This window comes from Bradyrhizobium xenonodulans, from assembly GCF_027594865.1.
Classification (GTDB): domain Bacteria; phylum Pseudomonadota; class Alphaproteobacteria; order Rhizobiales; family Xanthobacteraceae; genus Bradyrhizobium; species Bradyrhizobium xenonodulans.
Genome location: NZ_CP089391.1, coordinates 5,861,809 through 5,876,512, shown reverse-complemented (window position 1 = coordinate 5,876,512; position 14,704 = coordinate 5,861,809). Strand labels below are relative to the sequence as shown.

Sequence of the window (14,704 nt, the reverse complement as noted above, 5' to 3'; positions counted from 1 at the left end):
GCCAGACGGCTAGGTCATCACTGCGCCGGACCAGCTGTTGCGTGTCGTTGATGGCGTCCGCGCCCAATCCAGGTCCTTCTGCCACGACCGCCGTGCTGGCGAGCGTCGCCGCGCTCGGAATCTGGCGGCTGCTCGCGGTCGCCGCGCCGCATCTGGCAGCACTCGCGCTGATGTACGAGACCGAGACCGATTTCGGCTCGCGGCTCTCCTTCGCGCTGGCCTGGGGCATCCTCAACTTCTTCTGGATCACGCTGCTGCGCCGGCCGGCGCTGTCGGGCGCGCTGTCGCTGACCATGGTCGTGGTGCTGGTGCTGCTGTCGCGGCTCAAGCACGACGTCGTGCAGATGACGGTCAACTTCATCGACCTGATGATGATCGACCGCGACACCGTCGCGTTCCTGTTCACGATCTTCCCGAATTTGCGCTGGTCGGTGATCCTGGCCGGCCTCGTCACGCTGCCGCTGATGTACGCGCTGTGGTGGCTCGACCCGTTCCGTATTCGCCGCCTGCCGGCGCTGGCCTGCAAGCTCGCCTGCCTTGCCGCACTGGTCGGCTATTCGCTCTATCATCCTGATGAAGCCTGGCGCGGCTATTACGACGACGGTTATCTCTCGAAATTCTTCCGCTCCGGCGTCAGCTCGGTTTCCGACTTCGTGCAGTACGGCTTCATGGAGTCGGCCGCCTCGACCAGCGAGCGCCTCAACCTGCCGCTGGTCGAGGCCTGCCATCCCGCCGGCCGCCGGCCGAACATCATCATGATCCATGATGAATCCAGCTTCGACATCCGCGCTGCGCGGGGCATCAAGGTGCCGCCGCGCTATGGCGATCACTTCAAGTCCTGGGACGGCAAGCAGCGCACGTTCCTCGCCGAAAGCAATGGCGGGCCGAGCTGGTTTACCGAGTACAATGTGCTCGCGGGCCTCTCCTCGCGCTCGTTCGGCCGCTTCGCCTATTTCGTGACGCGCATCGCAACAGGCCGCGTCGAGCGCGGCCTGCCGCTGGCGCTGCGCCGCTGCGGCTATGACACGATGTCGCTCTATCCCGCCTATGGCGGCTTCATGGCGGCGCGCAGCTTCCAGATGACGACCGGCGTCGAGCGCTTCCTCGATTCGAAGGATCTCGGCGCCAGGGACGTCGAGCCGGACAGCTTCTTCTACGACAAGGCGCTCCAGCTGATGGGGCAGCAGCCGCCGAACAAGCCGCTGTTCACCTTCATCTATCTCGGCGCCAATCATTTCCCCTGGGAGACGCGCTTCCGCCCCGACCTGCTGCCGAACTGGCGCGCGCCGGGCAATGTGGCGTCGATCGACGAATATCTGCGCCGGCAGGCGATGAGCGCCGAGCAGTACAAGGCCTTCATTGCGGGGCTGAAGAAGAATTTTCCGGGCGAGCCCTTCCTGATCGTACGCTACGGTGATCACCAGCCCGAGTTCGCGCCTGCTATCCTCGAGCCCGGGCTCGACGAAGGCGCTCTCGGCAAGAAGCTCGACGCCTACGATCCGCGTCTCTATGCGACCTATTACGCGATCGACGCCGTCAATTTCGAGCCGGTGAAGAGCGAAGCCGTGATGGACACGATCGACGGTCCCTATCTGCCGCTGGCGATCCAGGAGGCGGCCGGCATCCCGCTCGATCCGTCCTTCGCCGAGCAGAAGGAGATCATGCTTCGCTGCAAGGGCCTCTTCTACGGCTGCAAGAACGGCGCCGAAGCGCGGCGGTTGAACCGGCTGCTGATCGACGCGGGGCTGATCCGGGGGCTGTAGCTCCTTGCTTTGGCCGCAAGAGATCGTAGGGTGGGCAAAGCGCAGCGTGCCCACCCTCCTGTCGCGCGTGTCGAGAGATCGCGTCTCGAGAGACGGTGGACACGGCGCTTGCGCGCCTTTGCCCACCCTACGAAATCCGGGCCTAGCGCCCGCCCACCTTCCCCCACAGCCACTTCGCCACCGCATCCGGCGATGAATTCGCGTCGTTGCCGCTGGCGCGCAGGTTCGCCTCGCGCATGGTGGTGATGTCGATCCTGCCGAGCAGCGGCTTGAGCGCTGCCTGCAATCGCTCGTCACCGGCGCGCTTCGGTGCGAGCAGCAGGATCGCGTCGTAAGGCGGGATCGCGTGTTTGGGATCGTCGAGCGCGACGAGATCGTATTTCGCGATCAGGCCGTCGCTGGTGTAGCCGGCGATCACGTCGACCTCACCGCTGGCGACGGCTGCATACATGAAGTCCGGCTGCATCTGCCGCTGGGCGCGGAACGACAGGCCGTAGGCTTTTTGCAGCGCCGCCCATTCGGGCCGCGAGAAGAACTCATAGTCGCCGGCGATCGACAGGGATGGCGCATGTGCAACGAGATCGGCGATGGTGCGGATGCCAAGCGCCTCGGCACGCTGCTTCGGGATCACCAGCGCGTAGGCGTTCTCGAAGCCGAGCTCGCCCAGCAGGGTGATGTTCTCTTTCGCGAGCGCCGTCTTCAGCTCCGCCACCAACTCCGCGCGCGGCTTGATGTCGGTGCGGTGAAGCTGGTTGGCCCAGAGCGTGCCGGAATAGTCGACATAGAGATCGATATCGCCGGCCTTCAGCGCCTCGAAGATCACGCTGGAGCCGAGGCCCGATCGCGCGGTGGCGGAGAGACCGGCGGCCTGGAGGCGATCCCTGAGCAAAGCCGACAGCACATATTGCTCGGCAAAGGTCTTGGCACCGACGACATAGCCCTGCGACGAGCGCCCCATCGTCGGCACCAGCGTCGCGGCGACCAGCGTTGCGATGCCAATGCCGCCGAGCGCGGCGCGCAGGCGGCTGCGTTGCCGAAGGCCGCCCTCGATCAGGCCGAGCAACTGATCGACGGCGAGCGCCAGCAGGGCCGAGGCCACGCAGCCGAACAGCACGAACACCCAGTTCTGGGTCTGGAGCCCGGCAAAGATATAATTGCCGAGGCTGGTCTGCCCGATCGGGGTCGACAGCGTCGCGGTGCCGATCACCCACACCGCGGCGGTGCGAATGCCCGCCATCATCACCGGCAGCGCCAGCGGCAGCTCGACCATCACGAGCGACTGCCGCGCGGTCATGCCGACACCCTTGGCGGCTTCGATCAGCGCCGGATCGATGCCGTTGAGGCCGGTGATGCCGTTGCGCAGCACCGGCAGCATCGAATAGAGCGCCAGCGCCAGCATCGCCGGCAGGAAGCCGAAGGCGGAGAAGGAGATTCCGAACCAGGCGAGCGTCACGGAGGCGGCCGCGAGTAGCAGCGGATAGAACAGCGCGAGCAGCGCCAGTCCCGGCACTGTCTGCACGATGCTGGCAAGCGCGAGCAAAATCGTGCGTGGCGCCGGGCGGTTGCGCGTGAGGATCGCGAGCGGCAGGCTGACGGCGAGGCCAAGCGCGAGCGCGGCAAGACTCACCCGAACATGGTTGCCGAGATAGTCGGGCAGATGCGACAGCGCCTCGCCCCAGCGCGGATCGGTGAAGAGGCTCATGCCGCACCGCTCGTTGGCAAGAGCGTGTTCAGCCGCTCGACCTGGCGCCGCGGCGTGCGCAACAGCTCCAGCACATAGGCGTCGCTGCTTTGCGAGAGTTCCGCCGGCGTGCCCTGCGCGAGCAGCTGTCCGCCGCGCATCACCGCGATGCGGTCGGCCAGCAAGATGGCTTCCGTCATGTCGTGGGTGATCATCACGGTGGTCAGGCCGAGCTTGCGGTGCAAGTCTCGATAATCTTCGCCGAGCGCATCGCGGGTGAGGGGATCGAGCGCGCCGAACGGCTCGTCCATCAGCAGGATGCGGGGACGTGCCGCGAGTGCCCGCGCCACGCCGACGCGCTGGCGCTGGCCGCCCGAGAGTGCCTCCGGCAGCCGGTCGCGATGTGCACTTCGGTCGAGCTGCACGAGCTCCAGCAACTCGTCGACGCGCGCTGTGATATCCGCTGTCGATGTGCCGAGCAGCTTCGGCGTGATCCCGATATTGTCGGCGACGCTCAAATGCGGAAACAGCCCGCCGCTCTGGAACACGTAGCCGATCCGGCGCCGCAGTGCGACCGGATCGACGTTTCGCACCTCTTCACCCTCGACGGTGATGGTGCCGCCATCGGCCTCGATCAGCCGGTTGGCGAGCCGCAGCAGCGTCGTCTTGCCCGAGCCGGAGCCGCCGACGACGGCCACAAACTCGCCCTCGGCGATGTCGAGCGACACATCGTCGACGGCCTTGAGCGGACCGAAGCTCTTGGTGACGTGTCGGTAGGTGATGGCAAGTTCGGATGGCATTCGACGCGCTCATTCTTCCTTACCCTCCCCGGAGGGTAAGAGCCACGGCAAGAGCCTATGCGTAGCACGCTTGGCGGCTCGATTGAACTTGGCCGCGCGAGCGGCTAAGGCATCAAGCCAAATTCGGAGGAAATACATGTCAACGCCTACGGCAGTGGCGCTGGAAGATGCCAAGGTCGCGTTTCGCCTGGGGGACGGGCGGGTCTATACGGCGGTGGAGAAGGCGCATCTTGCGGTCGCGCAGGGCGAGTTCGTCGCCATTGTCGGCCCGACCGGCTGCGGGAAATCCACGCTGCTCAATGTCGCGGCGGGGCTGCTCAAGCCGGCGGCCGGGAGCGTCAAGATTTTCGACCGGCCGCTCGCGGGGCTGAACCGGGATGCCGGGTACCTGTTCCAGGCCGACGCGCTGTTCCCCTGGAAGACCGCGGTCGACAATGTCGCGATCGGGCTCGAGATCCAGGGCACGCCGCGCACCGAAGCGCTGCCGCGGGCGCAGAAATGGCTGACCTCGGTCGGCCTCGGCGCCTTCGCGGGCCGCTATCCGCACATGCTCTCGGGCGGCCAGCGCAAGCGCGTGGCCCTCGCACAGGTCTTGATCCGCGATCCAAAAATCCTGCTGATGGACGAGCCGTTCGGGCCGCTCGATGCGCAAACGCGCCAGGTGATGGGCAATCTGCTGCTCGACTTGTGGAACGCCGACCGCAAGGCCGTGCTGTTCGTCACCCATGATCTGGAAGAGGCGATCGCGCTTGCCGACCGCGTTGTGATCATGTCGGCGGGGCCGTCCTCGCGCATCATTGGCGACTGGCGCGTCACACTGCCGCGCCCGCGCGACATCTTCGAGGTGCGGATGGACAAGGAGTTCCATGCGCTCCACCGCGAGATCTGGAGCGTGCTGAAGGACGAGGTGATGAAGGGTTACGCGCAGTCCACTCACGCGACGGAGGCGGTCTGATGTCGCGCCCGACGCTGCTCGCGCTGCAAATCCTGGTCGCGGTCGTCTGCATCGTGCTGTGGCAGGTGTTGTCGACCGTTCCAGTGTTCGGCAAGATCCTGCTGCCGCCGTTCTTCTTCTCCAACCCCTTCGATGTCTTTGCCCAGATCGTGAAGTGGTTCTCGTCCGGCGTGATCTGGAAGCATCTCGGCATCACGCTAACGGAATCGATCCTCGCTTTCGTGATCGGATCGACTGGCGGCGTGCTGGTCGGCTTCTGGTTCGCGCGCCAGCCGCTGGTGGCCGCGGTGTTCGATCCCTACGTGAAGATGGTCAACGCGCTGCCGCGCGTGGTGCTGGCGCCGATTTTCGCGCTGTGGCTCGGCCTCGGCATCTGGTCCAAAGTCGCGCTCGGCGTGACGCTGGTGTTCTTCATCGTCTTCTTCAACGTCTATCAGGGCGTCAAGGAAGTGAGCCGTACCGTGCTCGACAACGGCCGCATGCTCGGCATGAGCGAGCGGCAATTGATGCAGCACGTCTATTGGCCGTCGGCGCTGTCCTGGATGTTCTCCTCGCTGCACACCTCGGTCGGCTTCGCCGTGGTCGGTGCGGTCGTCGGCGAATATCTGGGATCGGCGGCGGGGCTCGGCTATCTCATCCAGCAGGCTGAAGGCATCTTCGACGTTGCCGGCGTGTTCGCCGGAATGTTCGTGCTGTCGGCCTTCGTGATCCTGATCGACTTCGGGGTGACGCTGGTGGAGCGCAGGCTGCTGATCTGGCGTCCGACCGTGGACGGGCGTGGCTAGAAGCGATGGGGCCCGCGTCCGCGCGAGCCCCGATAGCAAGAGTTCAATCCAGCAGCTTGGTATCGTCAGGAGCCTGCGGCGGCGTCTTGATCGCGATCGCCTTGACCTGGCCGCTGATCGGCTTGGTGCCGCCATGCGGCGTGCCCTTCGGGATGATGACGAGGTCGCCCGGCTTCACAGTGACCTCCTTGTCGCCGAGCCAGATCGTGCCGGTCCCGTCCAGGATGTACTGGATCTCGTTGGTGTTGGGATGCATGTGCTTGGGCACGTTGCCGACCTGGATCGAGATGGTGGCGCCGTCGGCGCTTGCGAACATTTTTGAGCGGTAGCCGACATTGTTGGCGGGGCCGAGCGCGTCGCCTTCCATCTCGCCGGTATGGATGATCTGCGCCGCGATGTTCTCGGCGGCCAGCGCCGGCCGAAGCAGCTGGTTCGCGCCGCATCCTGCGGCAAAGGCGGCGGCCAGAGCGAGCCCGGCAGTCCAGCGGTTCATGGATGATCCTCCCCATCAAGAATTGTTCTTGTGGGCTCATGCTATTGCGCCGAAAGGCCGATGGCCAGAGCCTTCGGCCGCGCTTCTCAAGCCTGTCCGGCTGCTCTATGGTGCCGCCAGCCGAACGGAGGAAACCAATGAAGAACACGATTGCCAGGCTCGCCGGCGCGCTGCTCGCGCTGACGCTCACCACCTCGCTTGCCGCGGCGCAAAGCAAGGTGACCGTCGCGGTCGGGGGCGGGGCCTGTCTGTGCTATCTGCCGACGGTGCTGGCCAAGCAGCTCGGCGAGTACGAGAAGGCCGGCCTCAATGTCGAGCTGGTCGACCTCAAGGGCGGCTCGGACGCGCTCAAGGCCGTGCTCGGCGGCAGCGCCGACGTCGTCTCCGGTTATTTCGACCATTGCGTCAATCTCGCCGCCAAGAAGCAGGAGCTTCAGGCCTTCGTGGTCTATGACCGCTATCCCGGCCTCGTGCTGGTGGTCGCGCCTGCGCGTACCAACGACATCAAGTCGATCAAGGATCTCGCCGGCAAGAAGGTCGGCGTCAGCGCGCCCGGCTCCTCCACCGACTTCTTCCTGAAATATCTCTTGAAGAAGAACGGGCTCGACCCCGCCGGCACTGCCGTGATCGGCGTCGGTCTCGGCGCCACCGCGGTCGCCGCCATGGAGCAGGGCCAGCTCGACGCCGCCGTGATGCTCGATCCCTCCGTAACCGTGCTCCAGGGCAGCCACAAGGATCTGCGCATCCTCTCGGACACCCGCACCCAGAAGGATACGCTCGAGACGTTCGGCGGCGAATATCCGGGCGGCGCGCTGTACTCGACCGTGGCCTGGATCAACGGCCACGAGAAGGAGACGCAGGCGCTCACCAATGCGATGCTCGCCACGATCGCCTGGATCCATTCGCATTCGCCCGAGGAGATCATGGCGAAGATGCCGGACGAGATGGTCGGCAAGAACAAAGACCTCTATCTCGCCGCGCTGAAGAACACGATCCCGATGTTCTCGGAGACCGGCAAAATGGACCCGAAGGGCGCGGATGCCGTGCTCGCCGTGTTCAGCGTGGGGTCGCCCGAGGTCGCCAACGCCAAGATCGACGTCAGCAAGACCTTTACCAACAAGTTCGTCGACCAGGCCAAGAAGACCACGGGGAACGCCAAATAGCTGACGCTTTGGCGTTGTAGTCAGGCGTCATGACGTCACTGACCATCCATCGCGTCACGACGCTCGATCTTGCCGTGCGGCCCATCGTCTGGCCGTTCGCGGAGGAGCGCCGCGCCGAGATCGAAGCGCATTTCGCCGAGAAACAGCGCGAGCGGCCGAAGATCTGGAACGGCCGCGTTCTCCTTGGGTGCGATGCCGTGTTTACCGACGGCCATCTCGCTGCGACCTATTTCGAGACCGACTTCGCGAGCTTCCTCGCCTGGCGCGATTGGGGCTTTCCCGACAAGGCCGTGTTCAACGGTTTTGGCATGGGCGCGCTGCGCGCCTCCGACGGTGCTTTCGTCATGGGCGAGATGGCGGCCCATACCGCCAATGCGGGCCGTATCTATTTCCCCTCGGGCACGCCCGATCTCGACGATGTCAGGGACGGTGCGCTCGACATTCCCGGCAGTGTTGCCCGGGAACTGGGCGAAGAGACCGGGCTGACCGAGGCGGACTACCGGGCCGAGCCGGACTGGCACTGCGTCGTCACCGGCCCGTCGATTGCGATGATGCAGGTTCTCAACATGAATGTGCCGGGCGAGGTGGCCCGTGCGCGGATCGAAGCCAATCTCGCACGGGAGGTCGAGCCCGAATTGTCGACCATTCATCTCGTGCGCGGGGTGAGTGATCTCACGCCGTCCATGCCGCGATTTGTCACGGCCTTCGTCGAGCAGCAGTTCGCATCGCGCTGACGCGCGAGGCTTGACATCGTTGCGCCCAGCCCATGTGATGGGCAAAAAGCAAAAGCAAGAAGAATGCAATGCACAATCGTCCAGGGAGGTTTTGATGCGCCTGCGCATGGCTGCCCGTTTGGTACGTGGGCTGTTGGTCGCGATATCAGCGACGGGCTTGGTGGCTTCGGCCGAGGCTCAAGAGAAAAAGATCAAGATCGGCGTCGTTTTCGATTTGACCGGGCCTCTCGCGGGCGGAGGCTCTGAGCTGAACTATGTCGGCGCAAAGATCATCCTCGACCATTTCGCCAAGACTGGCGTCGAGGGCTACAAGATCGAGGCGGTCTACGCCGACGCGCAGAGCAAGCCCGACATCGCCATCAACGAATCCGTCCGCCTCCTCGAGCAGGAAAAAGTGGACATGGTGCTCGGCTTCTTCTCCTCGGCGCAATGCGTGCCGGTGGCCGCGCGCGTCGAGCAGCTCAAGAAGTTCATGTGGATGACGACCTGCATCTCGTCGGCCGTGTTCAACGAGAAGGGTTACAAATACGTCTTTCGCCCGCAGGCGAGCGGCGACCAGTTCGGCATGATGACGATGGATTTCATCGCGCAGAACGCCAAGGCGAAGTTCGACAAGGAGCCGAAGGACCTGCGCGTCGCCATCATCCACGAGGATGGCGCCTATGGCGTCGACGTCTCCAAGGGCAACGAGGCCGGCGCCAAGAAGGCGGGCTTCAACGTCGTGATGAAGGAAGGCTATTCGGCGACCGCACCCGATCTTTCCGCGCTGGTCACGAAACTGAAGCGCGCCAAGCCCGACGTGATCTTCCACACCGGCTACAATCCGGACATCACCCTATTGCTGCGCCAGGCGCGCGAGCAGGGTCTGAAGTTCGGCGCGCTGATGGGGCATGGCGCGGGCTACGGCGTCTATGAGAAGCTGAAGGAAGGCATGGGGGCCGACGCCACCTACATCTTCAACGCCGACCCGATCTCGATCTGGCTCGCCAACCAGAAAACCATGGATCCGAAGCTTCCGCCCGTGATCAAGATGGTCGGCGAGGAGTTCGACAAGATCAGGCCCGGCGTCGCCATCCGCTCGGCCCATGTCGGCATCGGCGCGTCCAACACTTACGTGTTCATGGCCGACGTGCTGCCGCGCGCGATCAAGAAATATGGCGGCGTCGATCCCGATGCCCTGCGCAAAGCCGCGCTCGACACCGACATCCCCGAGGGCGGCACCATGCTCGGTTTCGGCGTGAAATTCTACGGCGAGGGCACGCCGATGGCGGGACAGAACGAGCGCTCCTTCCCGGTCGTGATCCAGTATATCGATGACAAGTCCTCGGTGGTGTGGCCCAAGAGCCAGGCGCAGCGCGAGGCCGTGCTGCCGCTGCCGAAGGGCACCACCTACAGCAACCAGTAGCGGCGGAGAGCTTCGGTGCTGGAAGTCAGCGGGCTGGTGAAGCGGTTTGGCGGCTTCACCGCCGTCAACAACGTGTCGTTCAAAGTCGATCAGGGCGAGATCCTCGGCCTGATCGGCCCCAACGGCTCGGGCAAGAGCACGATCTTCAACATGCTCTCGGGCACGCTGGCGCCGACATCCGGCTCGATCCTGTTCGGCGGGCATGAGATCGCGGGCCTCGCCCCACACCGGATCATCAACAGCGGCATCGGCCGCACCTTTCAGATCCCGCGGCCGTTCCGCCGCCTGACCATTTTCGAGAACGTCGCGCTCGCCGGCTTCTACGGTCAGGGCCGTCACAGCCGCGCGAAGGCGGAGGAGGCGGCCGAGCGCTCGCTCGCCATGGTCGGCCTGCCGACCGATCGTCACGCCAGCGTCGATGGCCTCGGCGCTGCCGGCCTCAAGAAGCTCGAGCTGGCGAAGGCGCTCGCCACCGCGCCAAAACTTCTGCTCGCCGATGAGAGCCTCGGCGGTCTCGACGAAACCGAGATGGACCAGGCCGCGGACATGCTGCGCAACATCCGCGACGAGCTCGGCATCACCATCATCTGGGTCGAGCACATCATGGGCGTCTTGATGCGTGTCGTCGACCGCGTCATGGTGCTCGATCACGGCGAGAAGATCTCGGAAGGCTTGCCGAGCGCGGTCGCGGGCGATCCACGCGTCATCGAGGTCTATCTCGGCACCGATGCCGAGACCACGCAGGCCGCGGCCGCCGAAGCGCGCCGCCGCGCGGGAGGCTAGTCGCGATGCTGGAGCTTCGTTCCGTCAATGCCGGCTACGGCACGTTCCAGGCGCTGTTCGACGTCAGTCTCGACGTCAAGGCCGGCGAGGCTGTCGGCGTCATCGGCCCGAACGGCGCCGGCAAGACCACGCTGATGCGCGTCATCTCCGGCCTGATCCGGCCCACGCGCGGCTCGATCAAGATGGAGGGTGTCGACGTCGTGGCGACGCCGGCGCACAAGATCGTCAGCCTCGGCATCGCGCATGTCCCGGAGAACCGGCGGCTGTTTCCGCAGCTCACGGTCGACGACAATCTCAAGATGGGCGCCTTCATGAAGGAGGCGCGCAACCACTATGCCGAGCGCCTGGAGGTCGTGTTCGACCTGTTTCCGCGCCTCAAGGAACGCCGCCACCAGATGGCCGGCACCATGTCCGGCGGCGAGCAGCAGATGTGCGCGATCGGCCGCGCGCTGATGTCCAATCCAAAACTGCTGCTGCTCGACGAGCCCTCCGCGGGGCTGGCGCCGGTCGTGGTGCAGCAGGTGTTCGAGCTGGTGAAGCGGATCCGCGCGCGCGGCCTGACGGTGCTGATCGTCGAGCAGAACGTGCAGCAGGTGCTGAAAGTGGTCGATCGCGCCTATCTGATCGAGGCGGGCACGATCAGGGCGTCCGGCACCTCGGCCGAGATGCTGGCGAGCGACACGGTCAAGGAAGCGTATCTCGGGGTGTGAGGTTCAGGCAGGCATGCAGGCATTTCTGGACATTTTCGACATCTACCTGCTGGAGGCCGTGATCAACGGCATCCTGCTCGGCGGCGTGCTGGCGCTGCTCGCGCTCGGGCTCAATTTGATCTTCGGTGTCATCGACGTGACCTGGATCTGTTACGCCGAGCTCGTGATGATCGGCATGTACGCGATGTATTTCATGGTGCAGGTCTACGGCATCAGTTATTTCATCGCCGCGCCGCTCACCGTCGTGCTTGTCGGGGCCCTCGGCGCGGCGTTGCACTACCTCGTGATCGCGCCGCTGCTGACAGCGCCGCCGATCAATCAGCTGCTCGCGACCGGCGGCGTGCTGTTCGTGCTCCAGAGCTTTGCCACCGTCGCGTTCGGCATCGACTTCCGCAATCTCGGCATCCGCCTGCCGGTGCTCGCCTTCGGCGACATGAATTTCAGCTATGCCCGGCTGCTCTCGTTCCTGGCGGCGCTTGTCGGCATGGTCGCGGTCTATCTGTTCATGACGCGGACCTTCACCGGCACCGCGATCCGCGCGATCTCGCAGGACCGGCAGATCATGGCGCTGATGGGCGTCGACACCAAGCGGATCTATCTCGTCACCTCCGCCCTCGGCGGCGGGCTGGCGGGGCTCGCCGCCTGTCTTCTCGTGCTGCAATATGACGTGCATCCCTTCGTCGGTCTCTCGTTCGGGCCGATCACCTTCCTGATCTGTGTGCTCGGCGGCCTCGGCAATTTCATCGGCGGCTTCATCGCCGCCTTCGTGTTCGCCGAGATCATCTCGCTCGGCGGCCTGTTCTCCGACCTCGAATGGGGTTACGTGCTCGCCTTCGCCTTCTTCATCGTCATGATGTTCATCCGGCCCGCGGGCCTGCTTGCGAGGCGCCGATGACGGGGCAGGGGCGGCTTGCGGCCTGGGGGATCGGACTGGCGGCGCTGGTCGCGCTGCCGTTCGTCTATCGCGATCCCTATCATCTGCACATCCTCGTGCTGATCCTGATCTGGTCGTTCGCCTATACGTCCTGGTCGATGATGGGGCGGTTTGGCCTCGTCTCGCTTGGCCATGGCGGCTTCATGGGGATCGGCGCTTATGTCACCGCGCTGCTCTGGAATCATCTGGGTCTGTCGCCCTGGATCGGCATCCCCATCAGCATGGTCGCGGCCGGCGCGCTGGCGCTGATCGTCGGCTATCCCTGTTTCCGCTTTCGCATCACCGGGCACTATTTCGTGCTGGTGACGCTGGCGCTGTCAGGCATCGTGCTCCAGGTCATCACGGCGACGCGCGACTATACCGGCGGCTCGCTCGGCTATACGCCCAACCGCGCGTCGGGCAACAAGCTGCTGGCGCTGCAATTCGACGACAAGACGAGCTGGTACCTGCTCGCGCTCGCGGTCTGGCTGTTCGGCATCGTGATCTGGCACTGGGTCGACCGCAGCATGGCCCGCCATGCGCTGGAGGCGATCTCGGAGGACGAGGACGCTGCGGCCGCCGCCGGCGTCGACGTCACCGCGGAGAAGCTGAAGATCACGCTGCTCAGCGCGGTGATGACCGCGCTCGCGGGCGCGATCTACTGCCAGTATCAGATGTTCATCACGCCCGACACCGTCAGCGGCATCGCGGTGTCGCTCCAGATGGTGTTCGCAGCGATCGTCGGCGGCCTGTTCGTCTCGCTCGGCCCGACCTTCGGCGCCGTGATCACGATTCTGCTGGCGGAAACCCTGCGCATCGGCTTCGGCACCAAGGCGGTCGGCTGGGACAATCTCGTCTACGGCGTGCTGCTCGTGCTTTTCATCATATTCCTTCCCAAGGGTATCCTTGGTAGCGTGCTCGACCGACTGAAGCCGCAACGCAAGGTGCCCCGCGCTCATGAGCAAGAAGCCGTCCAGATCGCTCGCCCAGGAACTTGACCGCTACATCACACCGTTCCGCTACGATGGATCGGGCAAGTTTCATCTCAAGGACCACAAGACCGATGCGAAGGGCGATCTCGACAAGGAGACCGCACAGGAGATTCTCGACGAGAACAAGAAGCGGCTGATCGCGTTTCAGGAGAAGCTCTATGCCCAGGACCGCTGGTCGGTGCTGATCGTGTTCCAGGCGATGGACGCCGGCGGCAAGGATTCTGCGATCAAGGCGATCTTCGAGGGCATCAATCCGCAGGGCTGCGAAGTCAGTGCCTTCAAGGCGCCGAGCAGCAAGGAGCTCGATCACGATTTCCTCTGGCGCCACGTGATCGCGCTGCCGGAGCGCGGCCATATCGGCATCTTCAACCGCTCCCATTACGAGGAATGCCTGGTGACGCGCGTGCATCCGGAGATTCTCGCCAAGGAGAAGCTGCCGCCAAAGCTCGTCACCAAGAACATCTGGAAGGAGCGGTTCGAGGACATCACCGCCTGGGAGCGCTATCTCTGCCGCAACGGCACGCTGGTCCTGAAGTTCTTCCTGAACCTCTCCAAGGACGAGCAGCGCGAGCGCTTCCTCGATCGGCTGGAGGAGCCGGCCAAGCAGTGGAAGTTCTCCATGGACGATATCAAGGAGCGCGCGCTGTGGCCGCGCTACCAGGCGGTCTATCAGGACATCGTCCGGCACACGGCCACGCCTCATGCGCCGTGGTTCGTCGTGCCCGCCGACCACAAATGGTTCGCCCGCGTCGTGATCGGCTCGGCGATCGTGGCGGCGCTCGAAAAGCTCGATCTGCGCTTCCCGCGCGCCGACAAGGCCTCGCTGGATGAGTTCGAGCAGGTGCGCAAGGCGCTGGAGAAAGAGGGACAGGGAGGCAAGAAGCGCACGAAGTGAGTCCGCGCTCGTAGCCACGCACAAAAAAATGCGAAAACAACCCCATGCACAGTAGCCGAGGATAGCGAAATCAATGGCTTGGGGATCGTTGCGAATGGCTGCTGATTTTACGAAATTATTTTGACTCGTCGGGCAAAACAGGGACATGATGTCACCATCGCCCGGGAGGGAATTTATTCCCTCCCCCGCCGTCGCCTATCCCTCGCGATGGCAAGGGAACGCGTTCTCAAATGTGATACCGGCGCTATTGATCCCGCTTGACAGTCTTATGTCACGGGAGGACCATCGCAAGGGTCGCAAACAAGCGACGCGCAACGTCCATCTCATGAGCAAGGGGAGGTCTATGACTCCACCTCCGCAAATCCAGCCGCGTTAAGTGCGATGGAGCTCGTTCGGACTATCGCATAGCGGCAGAAACCGCGAACGGCACGCCGGGTACAGGTCTAGAGGGCCGCATCAGTGTGGCATGGCCCCTACCTGCCCGGCGCTGTGCGTTTTGCAAGCACCGATCGTGTCGGATGCCGTGACGCGTCACCGGCGCGGATAAGCTGCGAATCTCATCTCTCTCCTCCTCCTCACCGTCATTCCAGGTCCGATCCCTGGAATGACGCGAGAGGGCCTTGTGCGCACCG

At 64.4% G+C, this 14,704-nt stretch carries 14 protein-coding genes; 11 read left to right on the top strand and 3 right to left on the bottom strand.

From position 1 onward, the window contains the following. The first annotated feature begins 50 nt into the window (after positions 1-50). Positions 51-1,763: a sulfatase-like hydrolase/transferase gene (locus I3J27_RS27960; RefSeq protein ID WP_270162100.1), complete on the top strand. Its 1,713-nt coding sequence runs from the start codon at positions 51-53 to the stop codon at positions 1,761-1,763. Between the two features lie 142 nt (positions 1,764-1,905). Here I3J27_RS27960 and I3J27_RS27955 read toward each other — a convergent pair whose 3' ends face one another. Together I3J27_RS27955 and I3J27_RS27950 are read right to left on the bottom strand one after the other, a co-directional pair. Continuing rightward, positions 1,906-3,465, bottom strand: a complete 1,560-nt coding sequence (locus I3J27_RS27955; RefSeq protein WP_270162099.1) for a glycine betaine ABC transporter substrate-binding protein — start codon at positions 3,463-3,465, stop codon at positions 1,906-1,908. After that, positions 3,462-4,244, bottom strand: coding sequence for an ATP-binding cassette domain-containing protein (locus I3J27_RS27950; protein ID WP_270162098.1), 783 nt, complete (start codon positions 4,242-4,244; stop codon positions 3,462-3,464). The genes I3J27_RS27955 and I3J27_RS27950 overlap by 4 nt, the downstream gene beginning before the upstream one ends. A 136-nt stretch (positions 4,245-4,380) precedes the next feature. Here I3J27_RS27950 and I3J27_RS27945 point away from each other — a divergent pair, with 136 nt between their 5' ends. Continuing rightward, positions 4,381-5,199 carry an ABC transporter ATP-binding protein gene (locus I3J27_RS27945; RefSeq protein ID WP_270162097.1) on the top strand — a complete coding sequence of 273 codons (819 nt, stop codon included), beginning with the start codon at positions 4,381-4,383 and terminating at the stop codon, positions 5,197-5,199. Further along, positions 5,199-5,984, top strand: coding sequence for an ABC transporter permease (locus I3J27_RS27940; RefSeq protein ID WP_270162096.1), 786 nt, complete (start codon positions 5,199-5,201; stop codon positions 5,982-5,984). The genes I3J27_RS27945 and I3J27_RS27940 overlap by 1 nt, the downstream gene beginning before the upstream one ends. A gap of 43 nt (positions 5,985-6,027) precedes the next feature. Here the strand turns inward: I3J27_RS27940 and I3J27_RS27935 are convergent, their stop codons facing one another. Then, on the bottom strand, positions 6,028-6,477 hold the full coding sequence (locus tag I3J27_RS27935; protein ID WP_270162095.1) for a cupin domain-containing protein: 450 nt from the start codon (positions 6,475-6,477) through the stop codon (positions 6,028-6,030). 137 nt (positions 6,478-6,614) lie between these two features. On the opposite strand from I3J27_RS27935, the gene I3J27_RS27930 reads away from it, so the two are divergent. From I3J27_RS27930 to I3J27_RS27895, 8 genes are all read left to right on the top strand, one after another. Then, entirely contained in the window at positions 6,615-7,640 is a 1,026-nt protein-coding gene (locus I3J27_RS27930; RefSeq protein WP_270162094.1) for an ABC transporter substrate-binding protein, read from the top strand. A 29-nt stretch (positions 7,641-7,669) separates the two neighbouring features. Then, positions 7,670-8,374, top strand: coding sequence for an NUDIX hydrolase (locus I3J27_RS27925; RefSeq protein WP_270162093.1), 705 nt, complete (start codon positions 7,670-7,672; stop codon positions 8,372-8,374). A gap of 94 nt (positions 8,375-8,468) precedes the next feature. Continuing rightward, positions 8,469-9,779 (top strand): ABC transporter substrate-binding protein, encoded by a 1,311-nt coding sequence (locus tag I3J27_RS27920; protein WP_270162092.1) that lies wholly within the window; start codon positions 8,469-8,471, stop codon positions 9,777-9,779. A 15-nt stretch (positions 9,780-9,794) separates the two neighbouring features. Further along, entirely contained in the window at positions 9,795-10,562 is a 768-nt protein-coding gene (locus I3J27_RS27915) for an ABC transporter ATP-binding protein (protein WP_270162091.1), read from the top strand. 5 nt (positions 10,563-10,567) lie between these two features. Further along, positions 10,568-11,272, top strand: a complete 705-nt coding sequence (locus I3J27_RS27910) for an ABC transporter ATP-binding protein (protein WP_270162090.1) — start codon at positions 10,568-10,570, stop codon at positions 11,270-11,272. 13 nt (positions 11,273-11,285) lie between these two features. Further along, complete coding sequence (locus I3J27_RS27905) at positions 11,286-12,167, top strand: branched-chain amino acid ABC transporter permease (RefSeq protein WP_270162089.1); 882 nt, start codon at positions 11,286-11,288, stop codon at positions 12,165-12,167. After that, a complete protein-coding gene (locus I3J27_RS27900; protein ID WP_270162088.1) occupies positions 12,164-13,183 on the top strand; it encodes a branched-chain amino acid ABC transporter permease in 1,020 nt (339 codons plus the stop codon). The genes I3J27_RS27905 and I3J27_RS27900 overlap by 4 nt, the downstream gene beginning before the upstream one ends. Further along, complete coding sequence (locus tag I3J27_RS27895) at positions 13,143-14,072, top strand: polyphosphate kinase 2 family protein (RefSeq protein ID WP_270162087.1); 930 nt, start codon at positions 13,143-13,145, stop codon at positions 14,070-14,072. The genes I3J27_RS27900 and I3J27_RS27895 overlap by 41 nt, the downstream gene beginning before the upstream one ends. The last annotated feature ends 632 nt before the right edge of the window (positions 14,073-14,704 follow it).

Excerpts from the sequence above, each read along its gene's own strand:
- I3J27_RS27910 (WP_270162090.1), top strand. The coding sequence starts at position 10,568 with ATGCTGGAGCTTCGTTCCGTCAATGCCGGCTACGGCACGTTCCAGGCG.
- I3J27_RS27935 (WP_270162095.1), bottom strand. The coding sequence starts at position 6,477 with ATGAACCGCTGGACTGCCGGGCTCGCTCTGGCCGCCGCCTTTGCCGCA.
- I3J27_RS27960 (WP_270162100.1), top strand. The coding sequence starts at position 51 with ATGGCGTCCGCGCCCAATCCAGGTCCTTCTGCCACGACCGCCGTGCTG.
- I3J27_RS27920 (WP_270162092.1), top strand. The coding sequence starts at position 8,469 with ATGCGCCTGCGCATGGCTGCCCGTTTGGTACGTGGGCTGTTGGTCGCG.
- I3J27_RS27955 (WP_270162099.1), bottom strand. The coding sequence starts at position 3,465 with ATGAGCCTCTTCACCGATCCGCGCTGGGGCGAGGCGCTGTCGCATCTG.
- I3J27_RS27930 (WP_270162094.1), top strand. The coding sequence starts at position 6,615 with ATGAAGAACACGATTGCCAGGCTCGCCGGCGCGCTGCTCGCGCTGACG.
- I3J27_RS27945 (WP_270162097.1), top strand. The coding sequence starts at position 4,381 with ATGTCAACGCCTACGGCAGTGGCGCTGGAAGATGCCAAGGTCGCGTTT.
- I3J27_RS27950 (WP_270162098.1), bottom strand. The coding sequence starts at position 4,244 with ATGCCATCCGAACTTGCCATCACCTACCGACACGTCACCAAGAGCTTC.
- I3J27_RS27940 (WP_270162096.1), top strand. The coding sequence starts at position 5,199 with ATGTCGCGCCCGACGCTGCTCGCGCTGCAAATCCTGGTCGCGGTCGTC.
- I3J27_RS27895 (WP_270162087.1), top strand. The coding sequence starts at position 13,143 with ATGAGCAAGAAGCCGTCCAGATCGCTCGCCCAGGAACTTGACCGCTAC.
- I3J27_RS27925 (WP_270162093.1), top strand. The coding sequence starts at position 7,670 with ATGACGTCACTGACCATCCATCGCGTCACGACGCTCGATCTTGCCGTG.
- I3J27_RS27900 (WP_270162088.1), top strand. The coding sequence starts at position 12,164 with ATGACGGGGCAGGGGCGGCTTGCGGCCTGGGGGATCGGACTGGCGGCG.
- I3J27_RS27905 (WP_270162089.1), top strand. The coding sequence starts at position 11,286 with ATGCAGGCATTTCTGGACATTTTCGACATCTACCTGCTGGAGGCCGTG.